Genomic DNA, 23,528 nt, shown 5'->3' with positions numbered 1-23,528 from the left:
GCAGCCCGGCAGCCCGCGGGGCGCCGGACGGGGCTAGTCGTCGTCGTCGCGGTCGCCCTTGTTCCCCGGGAAGTCGGGAGAGTCCTTGTCGTGCCCGAACGCGTTTCCGCGTCCGTTGCCGCCAGGGCCGTCCTCGTGCTTCTCGGCACCGCGTCCGCGCGCGTCGTCGTCGTCGCGACCGCGGTCGTCGTCGTCGCGGGCACCGTTGTCGCCGGGGAAGCCCGGGGAGTCCTTGTCGTGCCCGAACGCGTTCCCGCGCCCGTTCTCGCCCGGTCCGTCGTCGTGCGAGACGAGGAGCGACGAGGGCACCAGGGACGTCAGCGGAACACCCGCCGCGATGCTCGGCACGAGGATCGCCGTCGCAGCGACGCCCGCGATCACCGCTCCGGTGATGAGCAGCTTCTTCGAACCCATGACGCACCTCGTTCTCGGGCGGCGGAGGCAGCCGGTGCGGGGAGCGTACCACCGCCCACGGGCCGTGCGAAGAGGCCGAGGCGCTCGCGGACGCGGGGCTCAGCGCGCGTAGCGCTCGACGAACGCGCGGAGGATGCGGCTCGGATGCGACACGGCCGCGCGTCGCACGGCCGACAGCGTCAGCTCCAGCTCGCCCGCGCCGAAGTAGCCGTGGTCGGCGTACGCGTGGATCCGCGTCGTGATCCCCTCGACGTCGAGCTCGGGGTGGAACTGCGTCGCGTAGACGTTCTCTCCCACCCGGAACATCTGCACCGGGCATCCCGGCGACGACCCCAGCAGCACGGCCGACGACGGCAGGCGCGTGATCGCCTCCTTGTGCCCGACGAACGCGTTGAACGTGGCGGGCATGCCGGCCAGCAGGGGATCGGATGCCCCCGCTTCGGTCACGGTCACCGGCACGACGCTGATCGGCTCGCCGTAGGTGCGGTCGATCACCGCGCCCTGATGAGCGCCCACGGTGCCCACGCCGTAGCAGGCGCCGAGGAACGGGAAGTCACGCGCCACCACCTCGTCGAGGAGGGTCTGGAACTCCGCCTCCACCCGGCGCTGGACCGGCGACTTCTTCTCGAGGGGATCCGACGCGTTGAACGGCCCGCCGCCCACGAAGATGCCCGACAGCGCGTCGAGGTCCAGCCGCGGCATGGGCCCGGCCTCGAGCCGTACCCGCACCAGCTGGTCGGGCGTGAGACCGGAGTAGCGCAGGAACAGCGCGTACTCCTCGTCGGCCGGCAGATCCTCGGCGCGCGTGGCGAGGAGGACGAACGGCTTCACCGCACCAGCCTACGTGGGCGCGGGAGCAGAGAATGACGGATGCCCCGACCCGGCGCGAGTCGCCGGGCCGAGGCATCCGCTCCCGATCGTCAGTCCCTGGTCTGGAACTGGTGGGTCCAGCTCGACTCGGCGCCGGTGTCGACCGCGAAGCCGGCCTTCGGCACGGCCGTCACGGTGACCTCGCTGCCGTCGGCGACCTCGTTCGGCCCCTTGGCGGCGAGTTCGCCGTTCAGGTAGACGTCGAACGCCGCGTCGGGCGCCACGACGACGAGGTCGGTGGCGGCGCCGCGGCGCTCGACGAACCTCGGCTCCTTCGGCGTCGCGGCCGTGGTGAGCACGGGCACGTTCGCGAAGTCCATGTCGCTCGCGAGGTAGTAGCTCGTGTACGACGGCTGGTTGTAGGTGGTGTTCTGGCGGGCCACCTCGGCGCGGTACTGCACGTCGTGCAGCAGCGTCGGCAGCTTGTGCGTCGTGACCTCGGTGCTGGTGAAGATGCGCAGCGCGCTCGAGTCGGCGGTGCGCACCAGCAGCTCCTCGCGCCAGTCGCCGAGCACGTCGGCCACGAGCGACGGGTTGCCCTTCGTGTAGTTGTTGGTGCGCGTGCCGTCGGCAGTGAGCAGGCGGCCGCGGGTCCAGTCGTCGATGGTCGGTGTCTGCTCGATGCTGCCGTTCACGATCTGCGTCGTGAGGTCGGCCGCCCACCGGATCGACTGGTTCGTGCCGGGCGTGCTGCCCGGCTGCACGGACTCGCCCGTCGCGCTCAGCAGACCCGAGCCCTCGCTGCCGTTCGGCATGCTCGCCCACACCTCGATGCCCGAGACGTCGGCCCGCACGTCGCCGATCATGCTGCGGCCCGTGTCGCGGCCGGAGTACGCCCCGAAGACGACCTCGCCGGTCGCGGCATCCCGCATCGCCGACCCGTAGGGCGCGTACGTGCCGCCCTCGTGCGCCGTCCAGATCTCGAGGCCGGGGCGGCTCGGGTCGATGTCGGTGACGTGCATGGCGTCGCCGTGGCCGAGGCGCACGTTCTCACCCGGTGCCGCGCTGCCTTCGGGCAGCACGTCGAACGAGCTGTACAGCAGTCCGCCGTCGTCGTCGATCGTCGCCGCGCCGTACACGATCTCGTGCTTGCCGTCGCCGTCGACATCGGCCGCGCTCAGCGAGTGGAAGCCCTGCGTCGTGATCGAGCCGTACACCGGATCGGTGCCGTCACGGCCGTGCGGGCCGTCGTTGAACGGGTTCGTCATGGGCACGTGCCCGCTGTCGACGAACCAGCGGGTGCTGAGGCTCTCGCCGTCCCAGTCGTACGCCGCGATCGTGGAGCGCGTGTAGTAGCCGCGGGCGAAGATGGCCGACGGATGCGTGCCGTCCAGGTACGCCACGCCCGCCAGGAACCGGTCGACCCGGTTGCCCGGCTCGATGCGCGACATCGCGTAGTCGCCCCACAGCAGGCCGTCGTCGCCGCGGCCCGGCTCGTAGCGGACGGTCTCGAGCTCTTCGCCGGTGGCCGAGTCGAAGACCGTCAGGTACTCCGGCCCGTCGACGATGAAGCCCTCGAACGTCGTGAGGTCGTTGCGGCCACTGCGCGACGGCGCGTAGGTGGTGATGAAGTAGTCGACGAGCTCGGTCGCCGACGCCTCCGACAGCGGGTACTCGTGCGCGACCGGGATGCCGAACGCCTCCTCGAGCGTCGCCGGCCAGTTGCCCGCGACGACCTCGGGATGCTCGGACCAGCCCTCGAACACCTCGATGAGGTGCTCACGGTAGTCGGCGGCGCTCATGCGGTAGTCGTCGGTGTGCGCGTACCCCGCGGCGAGGTCTTCGGCGAGCATCGTGATGGGGGCAGGCGTCTGGGCCGTTCCGTCGGCGTCGTACCGCGTGGAGGTCGTGCCCGGCGCCGTCTTCAGCATCGTCTCGGACCGGCCGTCGCCGTCGAAGTCGTAGACCATGAACTGCGTGTAGTGGGCGCCCGCGCGGATGTTGACGCCGAGGTCGATGCGGTTGAGCAGCGTGCCGTCGAGCTCGTAGGTGTCGACGTACACCGGGCCGGTGTAGCCCTTCTGCGACACGTCCTTCGAGTTGGACGGGTCCCACTTGACCACGAACTCCAGCGCGCCGTCGCCGTCGACGTCGGCGACCGACGCGTCGTTGGCCGAGTAGGTGTACGCCTCGCCGACGGGGGTCACGCCGTCGGCGGGCTTCTGCAGCGGCAGGTCGTAGAACCCGTCGCCCCATACCGAGACCGGCGCCGACTGGTCGCCGGTGATGTCGTGCCACGCCGGCGCGACGGTGTACTCCGAGTCGGCGGTGCCGTCGGGGTCGGAGTAGTTCGTGCTGTCGTCGACCGTCGCGATGCGCTCGCCGTCGCGGAACACCGCGAACGACGGGCCGCTCACGCCCGTCTCGGTGGCGGGCCCGGCCTCGGTCGCGAGCAGGCGCCAGCTGAGGAAGACGCCCTCGCCGGTGGACACCGCGACCAGGCCGCGGTCGAGCGCCTCGAGCTGCGGGGCGCTCGGAGCCTCCTCGGCCAGCGCCGGCTGCGCGAGGCCCAGGGTGAGGGCGCACGCGGCAGTGCCTGCCACGAGCGCGCGGACGGATGTTCTGCGGAGATTCATCGTCGAATCGTTCTCCCGAGTCAGTGGCCCGCGTGGGGTACGGACCGTCCATCGTGAAGACGCGAGGAATGCGTTTTCCCGAGCGACGTTAGTCACTGACCGCGGCCCGGTCAACCACCCTTTCGGCGAGATTGGAACGATTTAATGTGCCGGGCCGGTGCGGTCGCGTGCGTTGCCGGGGCACAGGATCGGAGGTTGTGCGTGGCACGCCGGGTCTCGGCATCCGTTCCCGGCGTGTCGGTGGAAGTCTCCCATTCTGTGCTTCGGGTGCGGAGTTCCTCCCCAGCGATGCGGAGTCGTCCGAGCGCTCACATATCCGACCGGATGCACAGAAGTCGGATGCCGCGACCGTGAGTCTGGCCGGATGTGCACCGCCGCCTCGCCCGCCGTCGTGACGTTCCGCGAACTCAGAGAATCCGGGCTGTCGCGGTCGAAGATCGCGGCGGCGGTGCGGCACGGCGTTCTCTCGTCACCGCGGCGGGGAGTGTACGAACGCCTCGGCGTCTGTGACGAGGTCAAGGCCGCGACGGCCCATGGCGGCTGGATCGCGTGCGTGAGCGCCGCGCGCCACCACGGGCTCTGGGTGACCGACCATGGCGACGGCCTGCACGTCGGACTTCGCGCCCACGGGCGCGCTTATGCCCACGACGACTGCTCGTGCGTCGTCCACTGGAGCGACGACGGCGCGAAGCGCAGCTCCTTCGGAGTGCCATCGATTCGAGCGGTGGTGCGGCAAGTGCTTCGATGCCAAGGGCTCGAGTCGTTCTTCGTGGTGCTGGAGTCCGCGCTCCGGTTGCGCAAGCTCTCGAGCGCCGACCTCGTGTGGCTTCGGCAGCACACGAATGCCGGGGCCCGGGACGCGATCGGATTCGCCCGTCGCGACGCCGACAGCGGCCTCGAGTCGTTGCTGCGATGGCGGCTGCGGCCGCATGGGCTCAGTGTGCGGACGCAACAGGCGATCACCTCGGTCGGCCGCGTGGACTTCGTGATCGGCGAGCGCCTGATCGTCGAGGTCGACGGCGCAGACAACCACGACGGCGAGTCGCACCGTCACAAGGACCTCGTCCGCGACGCCAACGCCGCGGCGTGGGGATACGTCACCCTCCGCTTCGACTACGCGATGGTCGTCCACGACTGGGACACGGTCGAGCTCGCCATCCTCGGACTCGTCGACCGCGGGCTCCACCGGGCGTGACCTCGTGTGCACACCGTCGGAGGTTTTCGGCGACTCGCCGGGTGGCGGCATCCGTTCGCGGCGTGTCGGTCAGAACGTCCGATTCTGTGCGCCCAGCCGCGCCGACGCCGGGTGCACACCGTCGGAGGTTTTCGGCGACTCGCCGGGTGGCGGCATCCGTTCGCGGCGTGTCGGTCGAAGTCTCCGATTCTGTGCCCCGCCGGCCCGCACGACGACGGATGCCTCGACCCGGCGAGACGGACTACGAGGCGTACGTCACCAGGCCGAGCTCCACCGGCGACACCAGCTGCGGGTGGGCCGGGCGCACGCGGACGGTGTAGCCGAAGGTGCCGGTCACCGTGAGGGGGAGCGTGGCCGTGAACGTCGTGACGCCGTCGACAGCGGCGCCCGGCGTGAGACGGTACACCGAGTGGTCGCGGTCGAGGGCGTCGTCCTCGTCGGTGCGTCCGTAGATCAGCTCCACCGCGACGTCGTCGGGCGACAGACCGTCCAGGCGTACGTCGGCGCGCACCTCGAGCGTGTCACCGGCCTGTGCCTGCTGCGGGATGCCCGTGCTGTCGACGCTCGCGATCGACACCCGGCTCCACGCCGCCTTCACGCGCGCGATGAACGCCGACACCGCGCGCGCCTCGGCGAAGTCGCCGGCGCGCAGGGCGACGTCGTGCTGAGCGGCGGGGACGTACAGGCGCTCGACGTAGTCCCGCACCATGCGGTCGCTCGTCGCCTTCTTGCCGAGGTCGGTCATCGTGTGGCGCACCATGCGCAGCCACGCCGTCGGGATGCCGCCCTCGCGGTCGTAGAACCGCGGCACGAGCTGGTGCTCGATGAGGTCGTACAGGGCGGCCGCCTCGGCGTCGTCGCGCTCCTCGTCGTTCGACGCGGTGTCGGCGCTCGGGATCGCCCAGCCGTTCTCGCCGTCGAACCACTCGTCCCACCAGCCGTCGAGGATCGAGAGGTTGAGCGCGCCGTTGAGCGCCGCCTTCATGCCGCTCGTGCCGCACGCCTCGAGCGGACGCAGCGGGTTGTTGAGCCACACGTCGCAGCCCGGGTACAGGTCCTTGGCGAGCGTGATGTCGTAGTCCGGCAGGAACACGATGCGCCCGCGCACCTTGGGGTCGCGGCTGAAGCGCACCAGCTGCTGGATCAGGATCTTGCCCGAGTCGTCGGCCGGGTGCGACTTGCCGCCGATCACGATCTGCACCGGCCGCTCGGGGTCGGTGAGCAGCTTCGTGAGGCGCTCAGGGTCGCGCAGCATCAGCGTCAGGCGCTTGTACGTCGGCACGCGGCGCGCGAAGCCGATCGTGAGCACCTCGGGGTCGAGGAGGTCCTCGACCCACGACGGTGCGCGGCCGCTGCCGTTGGTGACGGATGCCGCGACCCGCCGCCGCGCCTCGGCGACGAGCTCGCCCTTCATCTGCTGGCGGACGCCCCACAGCTCGGCGTCGGTGACGACGGCGTGGTCGGTCCAGTCGTGCGCGTCGGAGTGGGCGTCGCCCCACGCGCGCTCGCTCACGGACTTCAGCGCCGGGTGCACCCACGTCGGCGCGTGCACGCCGTTCGTGATCGAGGTGATGGGCACCTCGTCGGCGTCGACGCCGGGCCACAGCATCCCGAACATCCCACGGCTCACCTCGCCGTGCAGCACCGAGACGCCGTTGGCGTGCTGACCCAGGCGCAGACCGAGCACGGCCATGTTGAAGACGCCCTGGTCGCCGCCCGCCCACGTCTCGAGCCCGAGCGCGATGGCGCGCCCGGCGTCGAGGTTCTGGAAGAGGCCGCTCGCGAGGTAGTCCGCGATGAGGTCGCGCGAGAAGCGGTCGATGCCCGCCGGCACCGGGGTGTGGGTGGTGAAGACCGTGCCCGCGCGCACCTGCGCGAGCGCCTGGTCGAAGTCCAGGCCGTCGTGGGTGATCAGCTCCGACATCCGCTCGAGGCCCTGGAACCCGGCGTGGCCCTCGTTCGTGTGGTAGACGTCGGGCGCGGGGCGGCCGGTGAGCTCCGACCACGCGCGCACGGCGCGGACGCCGCCGACGCCGAGCAGCAGCTCCTGCAGCAGGCGGTGCTCGCCGCCGCCGCCGTAGAGGCGGTCGGTCACGCGACGCATCTCGTCGGTGTTCGACGGGGTCTCGGAGTCGAGCAGCAGCAGCGGGATGCGGCCGATGTCGGCGACCCAGACGCGCGCGTGCAGGCGGCGGTCGGCCGGGAGGTCGAGTGCGATCTCGACCGGGGCTCCGCTGCGATCGCGCAGCAGCGTCAGGCCGAGGCCGTACGGGTCGAGCAGCGGATACGCCTCGCGCTGCCAGCCGTCGTCGCCGATCGACTGACGGAAGTAGCCGGCGCGGTAGAAGAGGCCGACGCCGGTCAGCGGCACGCCGAGGTCGGAGGCGCTCTTCAGGTGGTCGCCGGCGAGGATGCCGAGGCCGCCGGAGTACTGCGGAAGCGAGCCGTCGACGCCGAACTCGGGGGAGAAGTACGCGATGTGCGCCGGCTTGTCGCCCTCGAGGTGCTGGAACCAGCGGTCGCCGGTGAGGTACGCGGTGAGGCGCTCGTCCTCGGCGGCCACGCGGGCGACGAACTCGTCGTCGCGGGCGAGCTCGTCGAGGCGCTCCTGGCCGAGCGCCCCGAGCATGCGGGCCGGGTTGGCGCCGATCTCGTCCCACAGCTGCGGATCCATCGAGGCGAAGAGGGAGTGGGTCGCCCGGCTCCACGACCAGCGCCAGTTCGACGCGAGGCGGTCGAGCGGGGCGAGGGAGTCGGCGAGGACGGGGCGGACCGTGAACGTTCGGATGGCCTTCACGCGAGCGATTCTATGGGTACAAGCTGGAAGCGCTTGCACCAGATGCTGCTCGGGCACCTCAGGATCGTGCAAGGGCTGTGCCCGTGACACGTCCGGCGCCAAATCGCAACGGAGCGGGCTCGCGCCGGGCGCCGGGTCTACGCTGACCGTATGGCCATCGCACGACTGCACGGAGGCCCGCTCGACGGGCAGCTCCTCCCGCTGGAAGACCCGGACCTCGACCGCATGATCGTCCCGTACAGCGAGACCCAGGTGGTCTACGAACGCCGAGGCGACCTCGAGCGCACGGGCGACCACGACGGGCCGACCGAGGCGGAGTTCTGGTTCGTCGAGGCCGAGGACGACATCGACCCCGACAGCGACCAGCCCCGTGAGCGCCGCTGACCCGTCCTCGCCCGACGACGCCGGTGCGACGCACTCGGTCGAGATCGAGTTGAAGTTCGACGTCGACGAGTCGACGCCGCTGCCCGACTGGTCCCCGCTGCCGGGCGTCGCGTCGGTCGGCGAGCCCGAGGTCCGCGAGCTCGACGCCGTCTACCTCGACAGCGACGACCTCGCCCTCGCGCACGCCGGGTACGCGGTGCGCCGGCGCACCGGCGGCCCCGACGAGGGCTGGCACATCAAGGGACCGCGTCACGGCGAAGGCGGACGCCTCGAGCAGCAGTGGCCGTTGGGCCCTGCGGACGAGATCCCGGATGCCGTCGCCGCCGCCCTCGCGTCGGTCGCCACCGTCCGCGAGCTGGCGCCGATCGCCCGCATCCGCAACAGGCGCGTCGCCTACGCGCTGCGGGATGCCGACGGGGGAGTGGTCGCGGAGTTCGTCGACGACCACGTCGTCGCCACCGACGAGCGGGCCGGCACCGAGCGCACCTGGCGCGAATGGGAGTTCGAGCTCGGACCGGCGGCGCCCGAGCCGGGTCCCGAACGACGGCGCCTCTTCGCCAAGGCGGGCAGCGCCGTGCTCGCCGCGGGCGGCAGGCCCGCGGCATCCGCCTCCAAGCTCGCCCGTACGCTCGGCTACTGAGCATGCGAGAAGCCCCGGAGCCGAACGGCTCCGGGGCTTCTCTGCGGCTGCTGCGCGGGATACGCCTCGTCAGCGCGATCCGGCGCGCGTCAGAGGTTGATCATGTGGCCGGCGAGACCGTGGAAGGCCTCCTGCACGGCCTCCGACAGCGTCGGGTGCGTGTGGACGTTGCGCGCCGCCTCGAGGGCGGTGAGGTCCCACTTCTGGGCGAGCGTCAGCTCGGGCAGCAGCTCCGAGACGTCGGGGCCGATGAGGTGGCCGCCGAGCAACTCGAGGTGCTCGCCGTCGGCGATCAGCTTGACGAAGCCGATCGGCTCGCCGAGGCCGTTCGCCTTGCCGTTGGCCGAGAACGGGAACTTCGCGACCTTGACGTCGTAACCGGCGTCGCGGGCCTGCTGCTCGGTGAGCCCGAACGACGCGACCTGCGGCGAGCAGAACGTGGCGCGCGGCATCATGCGGTAGTCGCCGAGCGTCATGGTCTCGGCCTTGCCGATCGTCTCGGCGGCGACGACGCCCTGCGCCTCGGCCACGTGCGCCAGCTGCAGCTTGGCGGTGACGTCGCCGATCGCGTAGATGTGCGGCACGTTCGTGCGCATGTGGTCGTCGATGTCGATGGCGCCGCGGTCGGTGAGCTTGACGCCCGTGGTCTCCAGCCCGAAGCCCTCGACGTTCGGGGCGAAGCCGATCGACATCATGACCTTGTCGGCGTCGATCGACTGCGTGTCGCCGCCCGCCGCCGGGGTGTAGGTCACGGTGACGCGGTCGCCGTGGTCGGTGACCGTCTCGACCTTGGTCGAGGTGAGGATGTCGACGCCGTACTTCTTGTACTGCTTCGCGATCTCCTTCGACACGTCGGCGTCCTCGTTGGGGAGCGCCCGGTCGAGGAACTCGATGATCGTCACCTTGACGCCGTAGTTCACCATCACGAACGCGAACTCCATGCCGATGGCACCGGCGCCGACGATCACGATGGACTTCGGGAGGTCGCGGGCGAGGATCTGCTCCTCGTAGGTCACGATGTTGCCGCCGAGCTGCACGCCCGGGAGGAGACGCACCCTGGAGCCGGTCGAGATGATCGCGTTGTCGAACGTGACGTCCTCGGTGGAGCCGTCGGCCTTGGTCACCCGCAGGGCGTTGGGGCCCGTGAACGAGCCTCGGCCCTCGTACTCGGTGACCTTGTTCTTCTTCATCAGGTAGTGGATGCCCTTGACGTGGGTCTCTGCCACCTTGCGGCTGCGGTCCCACGCGACGCCGAAGTCGAAGTGCACGTCACCCGAGATGCCGAACAGGTCGGCCTTGTGGTGGAACTGGTGCGCGAGGTCGGCGTTCTTCAGCAGAGCCTTCGAGGGGATGCAGCCGACGTTGAGGCAGACACCGCCCCAGTACTTCTCTTCGATGATCGCGACCGTGAGGCCGAGCTGAGCAGCACGGACGGCCGCGACGTACCCGCCGGGACCCGCGCCGAGGATGGCGACGTCGTAGTGAGGCATGCTTCCAGCCTAGTGGGCGGCCGGGGGCTCGGAACCGGGCCCGGAGGCGCCTCCCGCCGCGCCGTCACCGGCCTCGCCGGGGCGTCCGTCGCGGCGCGCGCGGGCGACGAGGAGGTAGACGACGACGCCCGCGGCGGCGGCCGCGATGAGGCCGAACAGCACCCACGGCCACACCGCGGCGTCCGAGCCGGCGTCTTCCGGGGCGACCGTGGGGGCGGTGCTCGGAGTCGGCGTCTCGTCGGGCGCCGCGGTCTCGGTCGGCGCGGCGGTGGCCGTCTCGGCCGGGGTGGGTGCGGCGGCAGCGACGGTGAACGAGTACTCGCCCGAGATGGGGTGTCCGTCGCTGGAGACGACCTTCCACAGCACGGTGACGGCACCGGATGCCTCACCCGCGAGGGGCTGGGTGAGCACGTTGTCGCTGACACTCGGCGAGCCGTCCACGAGCGTCATGCCCGCGGCATCCGTCACCTGCACCACCGAGGCTCCCTCGTCGCCGGCGATCCCGGCGCTGAAGGTCAGCGTCAGCTGCGCGGGCAGGGCGTCGAGGGCGGCACCGGCGGCCGGGTCGCTGCCGATGAGGTCGTCGTGGGCCTGCGCGGGGGATGCCGCCCCCAGGGCGACGCCGAACGCCACGAGCAGTGCGGCGGCCAGCGCCGAGAGGCGCGCTCCGAGGGGCGTGTGAATTGCGTGTGACATCACCCGATCGAGCCTAACCGGCCCTTTGCTCCCGACCCTGAGAGGTCTAGCCTGGCCGCAGGCGGGTCACCTGCCCGCCATCCCCACGTTGGAAGGACGGCGGCGATGGACGCGATGATGATGGGCGCCATGTCGAAGGACATGATGTCGATGCCCGGCATGGAGACCATGGACATGTCGGTGATGCAGGCGTGTATGGACGCCTGCTCGGCCTGCGAGCAGGCATGCACGGTCTGCTCCACGCAGATGATGTCGTGCGCTCCGGCGTGCATGAACTGCGCCGACATGTGCAACACGATGATGCGCGCCATGATGCGCCCGCAGGGCATGACCCCGGCCGCCATGATGTCGATGCTCGACGCGTGCATCGCGATGTGCCAGGTCTGCATGGACGAGTGCATGGAGCACGCCGACCACAGCGAGGTCTGCAAGATGTGCGCGCAGTCGTGCCAGGCGTGCATGGACGCGTGCATGAAGATGCGCGAGTCGATGATGGCGATGGGCTGAGCCCCGTCGCCTTCGTCATGACGGGCGCGGCGCGCCACGGACGCTGAGCCCGCGGGCCCGGTCGGTGCGAGGCGTCAGCCCCGGAGGACGTTGAACCGCGCCCCGCCGACGGCGAGCACGTGGTAGCGCTCGTGGAGCGCGACGGGGGTGCCCGCGGTCGCGACCGCTGCGGCCCCCGTGCCGTTCCACAGCGCGACAGCCGTGCCGTCGGCGACCGTGCGGACGATCACGAAGCCGGAGCGGGCGTCGGATGCCTCGACGATCGCGTCTGCCCATTCGGACGGCGTGGCCGACGCGAGGCGCGCCTGGATCAGGTGCAGCGCGTGGCCGGGCGCGAACGAGGAGCAGCTGTCGCCGTGGTCGCACATGCACGCCGCACGCTCACGCACCTCGAGGGGCGGGATGTGGCGGTGCTGGCTGGACACGATCGACTCCTTGGGTCGCTGAGCGGCTGAGGTTTCTGCCAGGCTAGGCGGGCATGCTTTTCATGGCATCTCAGGTGACACGTGGCGAAACATTGCGTGTACGAGTTCTTCCTGCGCGGCTGGGGCGGCACGGCGAAGCGAACCGGTGAAGGCCTCTTCCGAGGCTGGGGCGATCGGATAGGCTGAACAGACAAGAGGAGGAAACCGTGGAGCACGACCGCCGACCCGATGAGGGCGAGATCCGCCGCGCAGCCGGGGCCGACGCACGGGATTCCGACCGCGCATCCGACATGACCCAGACGTTCGGCCATGATTCCGATCTGTCGTTCGTCCCGTTCGGCAGCGAACTGGCCGACGCAGAGCTCGACGCGATCGATGCCCTGCCGTCCGGTGCCGCTCTGCTGCTCGTGCGTTCCGGACCCACCGCCGGCGCCCGCTACCTCCTCGACTCCGACGTGACCACCGTCGGGCGTCACCCCGAGGCCGACATCTTCTTCGACGACGTGACCGTCTCGCGTCGGCACGCGGAGATCACGCGCAACGGCACGTCGTTCGAGCTCGTCGACCAGCGCTCGCTCAACGGCACCTACGTCAACGGCGAGCGGGTCGACCGCGCCACGCTCACCAACGGCGCCGAAGTGCGGGTCGGCAAGTTCCGCCTCAACTTCTTCGTCTCACCGGCCGACCTTACGCAGGCAGCGGAGGCCTGATGCCCGCGGCATCCGCCCGTGAGCGGGCGTCGTCCGCGGGTCTTCTCAGCATCGGTCAGGTTCTCGCCCGGCTGTCGCCGGAGTTCCCGTCGCTGACCTCGAGCAAGCTGCGCTTCCTCGAGGTGCAGGGGATCGTGACGCCGCTTCGCACCGAGTCCGGCTACCGCAAGTTCTCGCAGGACGACCTCGAGCGCCTGCGCCTCGCGCTCACGCTGCAACGCGACCACTACCTGCCGCTGTCGGTGATCCGCGAGTACCTCGAGGACGTCGACGCCGGACGCGACCCGGCGACCCCGACTGCCGTGCCGCCGCCGTCGATCGTGCCCGCACCGCGCCGGTACCGCCGCGAGGAACTGCTCTCCGCCGCGGGCGCCGCGCCGCAGCTGCTCAACGACGCGATCAGCACCGGGATCCTCGCGGGAGCCGAGAGCTACACCGAGCAGTCGGTCACGCTGCTGCGCGCCCTCGTGGCGCTGGACCGTCACGGCATCGAGCCGCGACACGTCAGGGCCCTGCGCCAGAGCGCGGAGCGCGACGTCGCGCTGGTCGAGTCGGCTCTCGCTCCGCTGCTGCGCCGGACGGATGCCTCGTCCCGGGGCCGCGCCGGCGAGCTCGCGCCCGAGCTCGTCCGCCGGCTCGACGACGTGCGGGCCATGTTCGTGCGCAGCGCGCTGGACCGCATGCTCTCCTGACGCCCACGCGACGGACGTCGCCGGGCGAAGCCGCGCGCGACACGCCGACCTCCGAACAGCGGATGTCGTTGCCGCGAGGGGGAGGCTGATCTAGCGTTGAGGTATTCGATCCGGAGGGGGGAACGAGCATGACCGGAGATGCTGCTGAAGGCGAGCGTTTCGGTGCAGACCTCCTCTTCACGGACGGCCTGCCCGCGATGGACGACGAGGTCGGGTACCGCGGGGCGGTCGCCGCCCGCGCCGCCGGCATCACGTACCGTCAGCTCGACTACTGGGCCCGCACCGAACTGGTCGAGCCGACCGTGCGCGGCGCGAGCGGCTCCGGGTCGCAGCGTCTGTACGGCTTCCGCGACATCCTCGTGCTCAAGCTCGTCAAGCGTCTGCTCGACACCGGGATCTCGCTCCAGCAGATCCGCACCGCCGTCGACCAGCTCCGTGCCGCGGGCATCCGCGATCTCGCCGGCACGACCCTCATGAGCGACGGCGCGTCCGTCTACCTGTGCACGTCCAACGACGAGGTCATCGACCTCGTCAGCCGGGGCCAGGGCGTCTTCGGCATCGCCGTCGGCAAGGTGCTGCGCGAGGTCGAGTCCGAGCTCGTCGAGTTCGAGGTCGAGAAGCCCGACGCCATGGACGAGCTCGCGGTGCGCCGCGCCGCCCGCACCGCCTGACGCGCGACGGCCCGGCTCAGCCGCGCACCGCTTCGACGCCGGCGGTCGCCGATGCGCCGACGGTGAGCGCCTGAGCGAGATCGGCGATGAGGTCGGCGGGCTCCTCCAGTCCGATCGACAGCCGCACGAGCGCATCCGAAGGCTTGGCCTCCGACGCGACGGGGCGGTGGGTGAGCGCCGCGGGGTGCTGGATGAGCGAGTCCACGCTGCCGAGCGACACCGCGTGGGTGAACAGGCGGACGGATGCCGTGAGCGCGGCCGCCGCATCGAAGCCCTCGGCCAGTTCGATCGCGATCATCGCGCCCGGGCCGTCCTGCTGCGTCCCGACCAGCCCGAGCGGGTCGCTGGAAGAGAACCCGGGGAAGTGCACGCGCGAGACCTCGGGGCGCGTCGTCAGCCACTCCGCCACCGTGCGGGCCCCCGCCTGCTGCGCGCGCATCCGCACCGGCAGCGTCGCGAGTCCCCGGTGCAGGAGGTAGGCCGCGAGAGGATGCATGATCGCGCCGGTGATGGCGCGGGTGCGGCGAAGAGCTGCGGCCGTCCGCGCGTCGCAGGCGACCACGCCGCCCACCACGTCGCCGTGCCCGCCGAGGTACTTCGTCGCGCTGTGCAGCGAGAGCGATGCGCCGAGGTCGAGCGGCCGCTGCAGCACCGGCGTCGCGAACGTGTTGTCGACCAGCACCGGCACCGAGCCCGCCGCGGCCACGACGGCGGCGATGTCGACGAGGTCCAGCGTCGGGTTCGCCGGCGTCTCGAGCACGACGAGCGCGGTGTCGCGGCGGACGGCGGAGGCGACGGCATCCGGAGCGCAGTACGTCGTCTCGACGTCGAGCAGGCCCGACGCCAGCAGGTGGTCGGTGCCGCCGTAGAGCGGGCGGACGGCGACGATGTGCCGGCGCTTCGACTCGTGCGCCATCGCGAGGATCACCGCGGTGACGGCCGCCATCCCCGACGAGAACGCCACGGCCTCCTCGGCGTGCTCGAGTCGTGCGAGCGCCTCCTCGAACCGGGCGACCGTCGGGTTCCACAGCCGGGCATAGACGTGGGACCCGCCCTCGAACGGATGCCCGCCGGTCGCGAGCACCTCGTACGACATGCCGCCGAGCTCGATGCCCGGAAGCGGGTTCGTCGACGAGAGGTCGAGGGGGAGGGCGTGGACGCCGAGGCTCGCGAGGTCTTCGCGGCCGGCGTGCACGGCAAGGCTGTCGGGGTGCAACGTCATCGGTGCCATGGCGATATGGTCAGCGAGTTCGCCGCGAAAGGCAAATCGTGTTCAGCGCGGCGTGCACAAAGCGTGCAGACTGATCATCTGCTGAGCAGACTGATCAGCAGGCGGATGCCGCGGGCCCCGGCATCCGTCCCGAGAGGGTCAGGAGCGGGTGTCCTCGGGGACGGGGATGCGGCCGGTGCGCATGACGCGGTCGAGCAGCGAGTCGAAGTCGGCCGCGAGCTCCTGCGCGGAATCGCCCGGCCAGATGTGCAGGGGCTTCGCGGCGCCCTGCGCCTGCTGCAGCGACGTGCGCTCGGGCAGCTGCGGCGAGAGCACCAGCGGGCCGAACATGTCGCGCAGCTCCTTGATGCGGAACTGGTGCTCGATGGACTGCGGGCGCACGCGGTTGACCACGATGCCCAGCGGCTGCAGACGGGGGGAGAGGCCGCGGCGGATCTCCTCGATGGCGCGCAGGGCGCGGTCGGCGGCGGCCACCGAGAACAGGCCCGGCTCGGTGACGACGATCACGCGGTCGGAGGCCGCCCAGGCCGTGCGCGTCAGCGCGTTGAGTGACGGGGCGCAATCGATCAGCACGAGGTCGTAGTCGGCCTCGATGGTCGCCAGGGCCTCTTCGAGCTTCCAGACGTCGCGCACGCTCGGGTGCGGGCCGTCGAAGTTGATCGCGGACGGGCTGCCGATCAGCACGTCGATCGTGCCGGGATGCACCTTGGCCCAGCCGCTGGAGGTGATGGCCTGGCGGACCGTCTTCTCTTTGGGATTCCCGAGGACGTCGGCGACGTTGAGGCGCCCGGCGACCTGGATGTCCATGCCCGTCGAGACGTCGGACTGCGGGTCGAGGTCGACGACGAGCGTGCGGACCCCGCGGGCGAAAGCCGCCGACGCGAGTCCGAGAGTCACGGTCGTCTTGCCGACTCCACCCTTGAGCGAGCTGACGGATAGGACGTGCACAAGGCACCACGTTACCGTCCCCTAGGCTGAGAGCACACTCAGCCTGATTATTCAGGGGCCCGCCTGCGTCGCCGCACACGGAGGTCGAATGTTCCGCAAGATCCTGGTCGCGAACCGAGGCGAGATCGCCATCCGCGCATTCCGCGCCGCCTACGAGCTCGGAGCCCGCACCGTCGCGGTGTTCCCCTTCGAGGATCGCGGGTCGCTGCACCGCCAGAAGGCCGACGAATCGTACGAGATCGGCGAGAAGGGGCATCCCGTCCGCGCCTATCTCGACGTGGACGAGATCGTGCGGGTCGCCAAGGAGGCCGGCGCCGACGCCATCTACCCGGGCTACGGCTTCCTCTCGGAGAACCCCGAGCTCGCCGAGAAGGCCGCCGCGAACGGGATCGCCTTCATCGGACCCCCGTCCCACGTGCTGGAGATGGCGGGCAACAAGGTCACCGCGAAGCAGCACGCCATCGCCGCCGGCGTGCCGGTGCTGCGCTCGACCGAGGCATCCGACGACGTCGACGAGCTGCTCGGCCAGGCCGACGACATCGGATTCCCCATCTTCGTCAAGGCTGTCGCCGGAGGCGGCGGGCGCGGCATGCGCCGCGTCGAGCGGCCCGAGGAGCTCGCACCCGCCCTCGCCGAGGCCATGCGCGAGGCGGGCAGCGCGTTCGGCGACGCCCGCGTCTTCCTCGAGCAGGCGGTGCAGCGGCCGCGGCACGTCGAGGTGCAGGTGCTCGCCGACGGCACGGGCGAGACCGTCCATCTCTTCGAGCGCGACTGCTCGGTGCAGCGCCGTCACCAGAAGGTGATCGAGATCGCGCCTGCGCCGAACCTCGACCCCGCTGTGCGCGACGCGCTCCACGGGTACGCGGTGGCGTTCGCGCGCTCCATCGGCTACGAGAACGCCGGCACCGTCGAGTTCCTGCTCGAGACGGCCGGTCCGCGCACCGGCGAGGTCGTCTTCATCGAGATGAACCCGCGCATCCAGGTGGAGCACACCGTCACCGAAGAGGTGACGGACGTCGACCTCGTGCAGTCGCAGATCCGCATCGCGGCGGGGGAGACCCTCGCCGACCTCGGCCTGACCCAGGACCGCATCCAGCTGCGCGGCGCGGCACTGCAGTGCCGCATCACCACGGAGGACCCGGCGCAGGGCTTCCGCCCCGACACCGGGCGCATCACCACGTACCGCTCGCCCGGCGGCGCCGGGATCCGCCTCGACGGCGGCACCACGGCCGCCGGCTCGCAGATCAGCCCGCACTTCGACTCGATGCTCGCGAAGCTCACCTGCCGGGCACGGGACTTCCCCGCCGCCGTCGCGCGCGCGCGCCGGGCGCTGGCGGAGTTCCGCATCCGCGGCGTCGCGACCAACATCCCGTTCCTCCGCGCGGTGCTCGACGACCCGGCGTTCGTCGCGGGCGACGTCAGCACCTCCTTCATCGACGAACGGCCCGCGCTGCTCACGAGCAACCCGTCGCGCGACCGTGCGACGAAGCTGCTGAACTGGCTGGGCGACGTCACGGTCAACCGCCCGTACGGCGAGAAGCCGCTGTCGGTGTCGCCGGGCAGCAAGCTGCCCGAGATCGACCTCGCCTCGGCCCCGCCCGCAGGCACGCTCGACCGCCTGCGCGAGCTCGGGCCGGAGGGCTTCGCGAAGGCGCTGCGCGAGCAGCGCAGCCTCGCGGTCACCGAGACCACCTTCCGCGACGCGCACCAGTCGCTGCTGGCCACCCGCGTGCGCACGCGCGACCTCGTGCGCGTCGGGCCGCACGTCTCGCGCATGACGCCGCAGCTGCTGTCGGTCGAGGCGTGGGGCGGGGCGACCTACGACGTCGCGCTGCGCTTCCTCGCGGAGGACCCGTGGGAGCGCCTGGAGGCCCTGCGCACCGCGATGCCCAACATCCCGATCCAGATGCTGCTGCGGGGCAGGAACACGGTGGGCTACACCCCTCGGCCGGTCGAGGTGACGGACGCCTTCGTGCGCGAAGCCGCGGCCACGGGGGTCGACATCTTCCGCATCTTCGACGCGCTCAACGACGTGTCGCAGATGCGGCCCGCCATCGACGCGGTGCGCTCGACCGGCACCGCGCTGGCCGAAGTCGCCCTGTGCTACACCGCCGACCTGCTCGACCCGTCGGAGAAGCTGTACACGCTCGACTACTACCTGCGCCTGGCCGAGCAGATCGTGCAGTCAGGGGCGCACATCCTCGCCATCAAGGACATGGCCGGGCTCGTCCGGCCGGCAGCGGCGGCGAAGCTCGTCAGCGCGCTGCGCGAGAACTTCGACCTGCCGGTGCACCTGCACACCCACGACACCGCGGGCGGCCAGCTCGCGACGCTGCTGGCGGCGAGTGCCGCGGGAGTGGATGCGGTGGATGCCGCGGCAGCGCCCATGTCGGGCACCACGAGCCAGCCGTCGCTCTCGGCCCTCGTCGCGGCGCTCGCGCACACCGACCGCGACACCGGGCTCGACCTCCAAACCGTCAGCGACCTGGAGCCGTACTGGGAGGCCGTCCGGCAGCTCTACCGGCCGTTCGAGTCGGGCCTTCCCGCGCCGACCGGCCGCGTGTACCACCACGAGATCCCCGGCGGTCAGCTCTCCAACCTGCGCCAGCAGGCGATCGCGCTGGGGCTGGCCGACGACTTCGAGCTCATCGAGGACATGTACGCCGCGGCCGACCGCATCCTCGGGCGCATCCCGAAGGTGACGCCGTCGTCGAAGGTCGTCGGCGACCTCGCGCTCGCCCTCGTCGCGGTGCGCGCGGACCCCGCGGACTTCGAGGCGAACCCCCAGGGCTACGACATCCCGGATTCCGTCGTCGGCTTCATGGCGGGCGAGCTGGGCGACCTGCCGGGCGGCTGGCCCGAGCCCTTCCGCACGAAAGTGCTCGAGGGGCGCACGATCTCGATCGACGTGCCGCCGCTGACCGACGAGGAGCGCGACGGCCTGGCCGGAGACGCGGTGAGCCGCCGGCGCACCCTCAACCGGCTGCTGTTCCCCGGCCCTGCCCGCGAGTTCGAGAAGAACCGCGAGACCTACGGCGACCTCACCGCGCTCGGCACCCCCGACTACCTGTACGGGCTCAAGCCCGGCGAGGAGCACGTCGCCGAGATCGACCCCGGCGTGCAGCTGTACGTCGGACTCGAGGCGATCGGTGAAGCCGACGACAAGGGCATCCGCACCGTCATGACGACGCTCAACGGCCAGCTGCGGCCGGTCTTCGTCCGCGATCGCAGCATCAAGGTCGAGACGCGCCAGGCGGAGAGGGCCGACACGTCGAAGCCGGGGCAGGTCGCCGCGCCGTTCTCTGGCGTCGTCACCCTCAAGACGGGCGTCGGCGACAAGGTCTCGGCGGGTCAGCCGGTCGCGTCGATCGAGGCGATGAAGATGGAGGCGGCCATCACCGCACCCATCGACGGGGTCATCGAGCGCCTCGCGATCGCCGAGACGACGCAGGTCGATGCCGGCGACCTTTTGGTCGTGATCCGCCCCTCGCAGTAGCCTGGAAGGCGGCATATGCCCGTATGCGCCGTTCCGCCCTGCCCAGGAGTACCGCCCAGTGACGCCCGACCGCAACGACCACACGCACGACGAGCCTGAGAACGGCGTGCTCTCCGACACGGGGAGTCTCGACACCACAGGCCTCGGCATCCTCGGCGGTGGGACGGCACAGGTCAACGTCGAGCTGCCGACGGAGTCCGAGGACGACCTCGACGACGACGCGGTGATCGACGGCGAGGTCCCCTTCGTCATCGAGATCCCGGCCGACGCGGACCTGCCGGTCATCATGCCGGTCGCGGTCGAGGAGCCCGGCACGCACACCACCGAGGCCGAGATCGTGGACGACACCGCCGACCTCGAGGAGTGGACCGTGGAGGGCGAGGGCTTCGGTTCGGAGGCTCCCGCGGAGGACGTCGCGGATGCCGACATCGTGGAGTACGAGGCATCCGTCGTCGCGCACGACTCCGCCGCCGAGCCCGAGACGTACGGCGAGGGGGAGGGTGAGCCTGTCGCCGACGAGCACCACGCCGCGGAGTACCTCGACCCTGAGCCCGAGGTGCAGGACGAGCCCGCGGCCGACGCGCACGCCGAGCCCGAGCCTGTGTTCGTCGCCGAGCCCGAGGTTCACGTCGAGCCCGAAGTTCACGTCGAGCCCGAGCCCGAGGCGGCGCCGGTGCCGGACGATTCCCACACCCCGGCCGAGGACTTCCCGGTGGACTTCGAGGACGTGGAGTTCGAGGACGCCGACTTCGACGGGGAGTTCGACCCCGCCGAGTTCGAGCTCGTGCTCGACGACGACGGCGCAGAGGCCGCTCTGGCTGACGCCGCCCTGGCGGAGAATCCCGCCGCAGGAGACGATGTCATCGCGACCGACGACACCGCGGAGGACCCCATGACTGCGAAGACCCCGGCCGACGACGCGAAGGATGCCGCGCCCGGTGCGGCGTCCCCGGCGACCCCTCCCGCCGCGCCGTCGGTTCCCGCCGCCGCTGCGGCGGCCGCGAGCCCGGCGACGGGGCCGGTGTCGAGCCGGCGTCGGTCGACGCACGGCACGGGCGCGCAGCCGGTCGTTGATCGCTCGGCCGAGCGCGCGGTCGAACGCTCGGTCCCGCGCGCCGACGTGGCGCTCGCGTCGAAGCGGCTCGGCGAGCTCGAGTCGAGCCGCGAGACCGCGGACCTGCTCACCGCCGACCGACTGCTCGACCCGCATCAGGTGGTGCGTCCCGAGCCCGAGGGTGCCTGGCAGCAGTTCGTCTACTCGATCTCGGGCCGGCGCATCAACCTCGGCGACAGCAAGCGCGCGCGGGCGCGCAAGGAGCTCGACCGCCGCATCGCCGCGCCGCTGCCCGGTGGCGCGCGCTTCGTGCCGGTGGTCTCGCGCAAGGGCGGCGTCGGCAAGACGACCGTGACCACGCTGCTCGGCATGGCGCTCGCCGACGCCCGTGACGACCGCGTCATCGCCGTCGACGCCAACCCCGACCGCGGCACCCTCGCCGAGCGCATCACCCGCGAGAGCGGCAAGACCGTGCGCGACCTGGTGCGCATCCGCGGCGAGGTCGTGGGCTTCAACGACCTCTCCAACATGGTGGCCCGCGACGAGACCAGGCTCGACGTCGTCGCCTCCGACGCCGACCCGCGCGTCTCGGAGGCGTTCAACGACGCCGACTACCGCGACGTGGCGAGCCTCGCCGCGCACTACTACTCGGTCGTCCTCACCGACACCGGCACGGGCATCGTCCACTCCGTCATGGAGGCCACGCTCGATCTGGCCGACCAGCTCGTCATCGTGGCGGGCCTCAGCGTCGACGAGGCCCGGCTGGCGTCCGAGACGCTCACGTGGCTCGAGACCAACGGGCACTCCGAGAAGGTGCGCAACGCGGTGGTGGTGCTCAACAGCGCCCGGCCGGGGCATCCGCTCGTCCAGCTCGACGAGCTCGAGACGCACTTCCGCACCCGCGTGCGCGCGGTGGTGCGCGTGCCGTACGACGCGCACATCGCGGCAGGCAGCGCCATCGTGTTCCGCGAGCTGCAGCCGGCGACGCGCCTGGCAGCCCGCGAGCTCGCCGCGATCGTGGTCGAGGGTCTCCGTTCGCTGCGGCCGGCGGCCTGAGCGCAGATGGCCGTCCGTCCGATCCGCCTCTTCGGCGACCCTGTCCTGAAGTCCGTCAGCGCCCCCATCGATGACATCGACGACGGCGTTCGCGCCCTCGTGCGCGACCTCGTCGACACCGTCGAGCTGCCCGGGCGCGCCGGTGTCGCAGCACCCCAGATCGGCGTCGGCCTCCGCGCCTTCAGCTACAACATCGACGGCGACATCGGGTACGTGCTGAACCCCGTGCTTGTGGAGGTGTCGGGCGAGCCCGAGCCCGTCGGCGAGGGATGCCTGTCGGTGCCGGGCCTGTGGCATGAGGCCCTCCGCTACCCGTGGGCCAAGGTCGTCGGCATCGACCTCGACGGCGGCGAGGTCGTCATCGAGGGGGAGGGGCTGCTCGCGCAGGCGCTGCAGCACGAGACCGACCACCTCGACGGCACGCTCTACATCGACCGGCTCGCGCCCGAGCACCGTCGCGTCGCCATGCGCGAGATCCGCGAGTCCGACTGGTTTTGACGCGGTGCGAATCAATGCGACGAAGGAGCGTTGATGCGTGCCGGGTCAAGATCGAGTAGGCGAGGAACGAGCCGTATCGAGATCCCGCCGGACGGGTCGAGCCGCTAGGCCGTCAGGATGACCTTGAGCGCCTTGGTCTCGGCCGCGCGGCCGAACGTGTCGTAGGCGTCCATGATGTCCTCGAGCGAGAAGCGGTGGCTGATGAAGCCGCCCACAGCGAGCCGTCCCTGCGCGAGCAGCTTGATGAGCATGCGCGAGGTGTCGGTGTTGACCAGTCCGGTTGTGATCGTGAGGTTCTGGATCCACGCCGACTCCAGCGGGAAGCTCACGGGCTTGCCGTGGACGCCGACGTTCGCAACGTGGCCACCCGGCCGCACGATCGCCAGGCACATGTCCCACGTCGCCGGCACCCCGACAGCCTCGACGGCGACATCCACGCCGAGCCCGTCCGTGAGAGCCAACACCTGCTCTTTCCAGTCCTCGTCCGACGCGACGACGCCGTCGCTCGCGCCGAAGCGCCTCGCCTGCTCGACCCGGTTGGCGTCGATGTCGATCGCGATGACCCGGCTCGGCCCGTAGAGCGAGGCTGTCGTCATCGCGGCGAGGCCGACGGGGCCGGCGCCGATGACCGCGACGACATCACCGGGCTCGACGGCGCCGTAGCGGATGCCGATCTCATGCCCGGTGGGCAGGATGTCGCTGATCATCGCGGCCTCTTCGGCGGCAACCCCTTCGGGCACCTTGTGCAGCGAGGTCTCGGCGAAGGGCACCCGCACGTATTCGGCTTGCGTGCCGTCGATGAGGTGACCCAGGATCCAGCCGATTCCCGACGCACCTTCGTCGGCGAGGCAGTGGGAGTACATTCCCTCGAGGCAATAGCCGCACTTTCCGCACGCGGAGATGCACGAGATGATGACGCGATCGCCGACGGCGATCTCGGTCACAGCCGCACCGACCTCGGTCACCACGCCGACGCCTTCATGGCCGAGGATGCGCCCGGATTCCACCGTGGGAACGTCCCCCTTGAGGATGTGCAGATCCGTTCCGCAGATCGTCGTCGTCTCGATCTTCACGACCGCATCCGTCGGCTTCTGAACCTGGGGCGCAGGTCTCTCCTGCCAGACGATCGATCCCGGACCTTGATACACCAGTGCTTTCATGTCTGCTCCTTGGATGTC

At 71.0% G+C, this 23,528-nt stretch carries 21 protein-coding genes; 10 read left to right on the top strand and 11 right to left on the bottom strand.

Annotated elements, in window-relative coordinates; all coding sequences use genetic code 11:
• Positions 1-33: 33 nt before the first annotated feature.
• The 3 genes from ACZBH1_RS17185 to ACZBH1_RS17175 form a co-directional block, all read right to left on the bottom strand.
• Positions 34-414 (bottom strand): hypothetical protein, encoded by a 381-nt coding sequence (locus ACZBH1_RS17185; protein ID WP_463647016.1) that lies wholly within the window; start codon positions 412-414, stop codon positions 34-36.
• Positions 415-513: 99 nt separating this feature from the next.
• Positions 514-1,245, bottom strand: a complete 732-nt coding sequence (locus ACZBH1_RS17180; protein WP_452324253.1) for a glutamine amidotransferase — start codon at positions 1,243-1,245, stop codon at positions 514-516.
• An 89-nt stretch (positions 1,246-1,334) separates the two neighbouring features.
• Positions 1,335-3,860 carry a rhamnogalacturonan lyase gene (locus ACZBH1_RS17175; protein ID WP_463647015.1) on the bottom strand — a complete coding sequence of 842 codons (2,526 nt, stop codon included), beginning with the start codon at positions 3,858-3,860 and terminating at the stop codon, positions 1,335-1,337.
• Between the two features lie 364 nt (positions 3,861-4,224).
• On the opposite strand from ACZBH1_RS17175, the gene ACZBH1_RS17170 reads away from it, so the two are divergent.
• On the top strand, positions 4,225-5,055 hold the full coding sequence (locus ACZBH1_RS17170) for an endonuclease domain-containing protein (RefSeq protein WP_463647014.1): 831 nt from the start codon (positions 4,225-4,227) through the stop codon (positions 5,053-5,055).
• A 241-nt stretch (positions 5,056-5,296) separates the two neighbouring features.
• Here the strand turns inward: ACZBH1_RS17170 and glgP are convergent, their stop codons facing one another.
• Positions 5,297-7,852, bottom strand: coding sequence for an alpha-glucan family phosphorylase (gene glgP / locus ACZBH1_RS17165; RefSeq protein WP_378880418.1), 2,556 nt, complete (start codon positions 7,850-7,852; stop codon positions 5,297-5,299).
• Between the two features lie 150 nt (positions 7,853-8,002).
• On the opposite strand from glgP, the gene ACZBH1_RS17160 reads away from it, so the two are divergent.
• The gene (locus ACZBH1_RS17160) at positions 8,003-8,236 is read left to right on the top strand and encodes a response regulator (protein WP_336397760.1); all 234 of its coding nucleotides are present in this window, start codon (positions 8,003-8,005) and stop codon (positions 8,234-8,236) included.
• A complete protein-coding gene (locus tag ACZBH1_RS17155) occupies positions 8,223-8,876 on the top strand; it encodes a CYTH domain-containing protein (RefSeq protein ID WP_452324257.1) in 654 nt (217 codons plus the stop codon). The genes ACZBH1_RS17160 and ACZBH1_RS17155 overlap by 14 nt, the downstream gene beginning before the upstream one ends.
• 89 nt (positions 8,877-8,965) lie before the next feature.
• Here ACZBH1_RS17155 and lpdA read toward each other — a convergent pair whose 3' ends face one another.
• The 3 genes from lpdA to ACZBH1_RS17140 are packed head-to-tail and all read right to left on the bottom strand — an operon-like array spanning position 8,966 to position 11,373.
• Positions 8,966-10,366, bottom strand: coding sequence for a dihydrolipoyl dehydrogenase (lpdA, locus tag ACZBH1_RS17150; RefSeq protein ID WP_463647013.1), 1,401 nt, complete (start codon positions 10,364-10,366; stop codon positions 8,966-8,968).
• A gap of 9 nt (positions 10,367-10,375) precedes the next feature.
• Entirely contained in the window at positions 10,376-11,062 is a 687-nt protein-coding gene (locus ACZBH1_RS17145; protein WP_463647012.1) for a copper resistance CopC family protein, read from the bottom strand.
• The gene (locus ACZBH1_RS17140; RefSeq protein WP_452324260.1) at positions 11,062-11,373 is read right to left on the bottom strand and encodes a hypothetical protein; all 312 of its coding nucleotides are present in this window, start codon (positions 11,371-11,373) and stop codon (positions 11,062-11,064) included. The genes ACZBH1_RS17145 and ACZBH1_RS17140 overlap by 1 nt, the downstream gene beginning before the upstream one ends.
• On the opposite strand from ACZBH1_RS17140, the gene ACZBH1_RS17505 reads away from it, so the two are divergent.
• Entirely contained in the window at positions 11,258-11,569 is a 312-nt protein-coding gene (locus tag ACZBH1_RS17505) for a four-helix bundle copper-binding protein (protein ID WP_491721159.1), read from the top strand. The genes ACZBH1_RS17140 and ACZBH1_RS17505 overlap by 116 nt on opposite strands.
• A gap of 74 nt (positions 11,570-11,643) precedes the next feature.
• Here ACZBH1_RS17505 and ACZBH1_RS17130 read toward each other — a convergent pair whose 3' ends face one another.
• The gene (locus tag ACZBH1_RS17130; RefSeq protein WP_452324262.1) at positions 11,644-11,994 is read right to left on the bottom strand and encodes a hypothetical protein; all 351 of its coding nucleotides are present in this window, start codon (positions 11,992-11,994) and stop codon (positions 11,644-11,646) included.
• Between the two features lie 206 nt (positions 11,995-12,200).
• Here ACZBH1_RS17130 and ACZBH1_RS17125 point away from each other — a divergent pair, with 206 nt between their 5' ends.
• From ACZBH1_RS17125 to ACZBH1_RS17115, 3 genes are all read left to right on the top strand, one after another.
• The gene (locus ACZBH1_RS17125) at positions 12,201-12,704 is read left to right on the top strand and encodes an FHA domain-containing protein (protein ID WP_463647011.1); all 504 of its coding nucleotides are present in this window, start codon (positions 12,201-12,203) and stop codon (positions 12,702-12,704) included.
• A complete protein-coding gene (gene ftsR, locus ACZBH1_RS17120) occupies positions 12,704-13,396 on the top strand; it encodes a transcriptional regulator FtsR (protein WP_336397767.1) in 693 nt (230 codons plus the stop codon). The genes ACZBH1_RS17125 and ftsR overlap by 1 nt, the downstream gene beginning before the upstream one ends.
• A gap of 128 nt (positions 13,397-13,524) precedes the next feature.
• On the top strand, positions 13,525-14,067 hold the full coding sequence (locus tag ACZBH1_RS17115) for a MerR family transcriptional regulator (RefSeq protein WP_336397768.1): 543 nt from the start codon (positions 13,525-13,527) through the stop codon (positions 14,065-14,067).
• A gap of 16 nt (positions 14,068-14,083) precedes the next feature.
• Here ACZBH1_RS17115 and ACZBH1_RS17110 read toward each other — a convergent pair whose 3' ends face one another.
• A complete protein-coding gene (locus tag ACZBH1_RS17110) occupies positions 14,084-15,298 on the bottom strand; it encodes a trans-sulfuration enzyme family protein (protein WP_463647010.1) in 1,215 nt (404 codons plus the stop codon).
• Between the two features lie 138 nt (positions 15,299-15,436).
• The gene (locus ACZBH1_RS17105) at positions 15,437-16,246 is read right to left on the bottom strand and encodes a ParA family protein (protein ID WP_336397769.1); all 810 of its coding nucleotides are present in this window, start codon (positions 16,244-16,246) and stop codon (positions 15,437-15,439) included.
• Between the two features lie 88 nt (positions 16,247-16,334).
• Here ACZBH1_RS17105 and ACZBH1_RS17100 point away from each other — a divergent pair, with 88 nt between their 5' ends.
• Genes ACZBH1_RS17100 through ACZBH1_RS17090 form a run of 3 tightly spaced genes read left to right on the top strand, consistent with a single transcriptional unit; the run spans position 16,335 to position 22,350 of the window.
• Positions 16,335-19,742, top strand: a complete 3,408-nt coding sequence (locus ACZBH1_RS17100; RefSeq protein WP_463647009.1) for a pyruvate carboxylase — start codon at positions 16,335-16,337, stop codon at positions 19,740-19,742.
• Positions 19,743-19,800: 58 nt separating this feature from the next.
• The gene (locus ACZBH1_RS17095; protein ID WP_463647008.1) at positions 19,801-21,852 is read left to right on the top strand and encodes a nucleotide-binding protein; all 2,052 of its coding nucleotides are present in this window, start codon (positions 19,801-19,803) and stop codon (positions 21,850-21,852) included.
• A 6-nt stretch (positions 21,853-21,858) separates the two neighbouring features.
• Positions 21,859-22,350 (top strand): peptide deformylase, encoded by a 492-nt coding sequence (locus ACZBH1_RS17090; protein WP_463647007.1) that lies wholly within the window; start codon positions 21,859-21,861, stop codon positions 22,348-22,350.
• Between the two features lie 104 nt (positions 22,351-22,454).
• Here ACZBH1_RS17090 and ACZBH1_RS17085 read toward each other — a convergent pair whose 3' ends face one another.
• Complete coding sequence (locus ACZBH1_RS17085; RefSeq protein WP_463647006.1) at positions 22,455-23,510, bottom strand: zinc-dependent alcohol dehydrogenase family protein; 1,056 nt, start codon at positions 23,508-23,510, stop codon at positions 22,455-22,457.
• Positions 23,511-23,528: the final 18 nt, after the last annotated feature.

The organism is Microbacterium sp. ZXT2-5 (assembly GCF_055329545.1).
Note: the sequence above shows the minus strand (reverse complement) of the source record. Positions and strands in the feature narration are given on the sequence as shown.

Bases quoted from the DNA above. Each gene is read 5' to 3' on its own strand.
- ACZBH1_RS17185 (WP_463647016.1), bottom strand. From the start codon at position 414: ATGGGTTCGAAGAAGCTGCTCATCACCGGAGCGGTGATCGCGGGCGTC.
- ACZBH1_RS17175 (WP_463647015.1), bottom strand. From the start codon at position 3,860: ATGAATCTCCGCAGAACATCCGTCCGCGCGCTCGTGGCAGGCACTGCC.
- ACZBH1_RS17170 (WP_463647014.1), top strand. From the start codon at position 4,225: ATGTGCACCGCCGCCTCGCCCGCCGTCGTGACGTTCCGCGAACTCAGA.
- ACZBH1_RS17160 (WP_336397760.1), top strand. From the start codon at position 8,003: ATGGCCATCGCACGACTGCACGGAGGCCCGCTCGACGGGCAGCTCCTC.
- lpdA (WP_463647013.1), bottom strand. From the start codon at position 10,366: ATGCCTCACTACGACGTCGCCATCCTCGGCGCGGGTCCCGGCGGGTAC.
- ACZBH1_RS17145 (WP_463647012.1), bottom strand. From the start codon at position 11,062: ATGTCACACGCAATTCACACGCCCCTCGGAGCGCGCCTCTCGGCGCTG.
- ACZBH1_RS17505 (WP_491721159.1), top strand. From the start codon at position 11,258: ATGGACGCCTGCTCGGCCTGCGAGCAGGCATGCACGGTCTGCTCCACG.
- ACZBH1_RS17140 (WP_452324260.1), bottom strand. From the start codon at position 11,373: ATGGCGCGCATCATCGTGTTGCACATGTCGGCGCAGTTCATGCACGCC.
- ftsR (WP_336397767.1), top strand. From the start codon at position 12,704: ATGCCCGCGGCATCCGCCCGTGAGCGGGCGTCGTCCGCGGGTCTTCTC.
- ACZBH1_RS17115 (WP_336397768.1), top strand. From the start codon at position 13,525: ATGACCGGAGATGCTGCTGAAGGCGAGCGTTTCGGTGCAGACCTCCTC.
- ACZBH1_RS17110 (WP_463647010.1), bottom strand. From the start codon at position 15,298: ATGGCACCGATGACGTTGCACCCCGACAGCCTTGCCGTGCACGCCGGC.
- ACZBH1_RS17100 (WP_463647009.1), top strand. From the start codon at position 16,335: ATGTTCCGCAAGATCCTGGTCGCGAACCGAGGCGAGATCGCCATCCGC.
- ACZBH1_RS17090 (WP_463647007.1), top strand. From the start codon at position 21,859: ATGGCCGTCCGTCCGATCCGCCTCTTCGGCGACCCTGTCCTGAAGTCC.
- ACZBH1_RS17085 (WP_463647006.1), bottom strand. From the start codon at position 23,510: ATGAAAGCACTGGTGTATCAAGGTCCGGGATCGATCGTCTGGCAGGAG.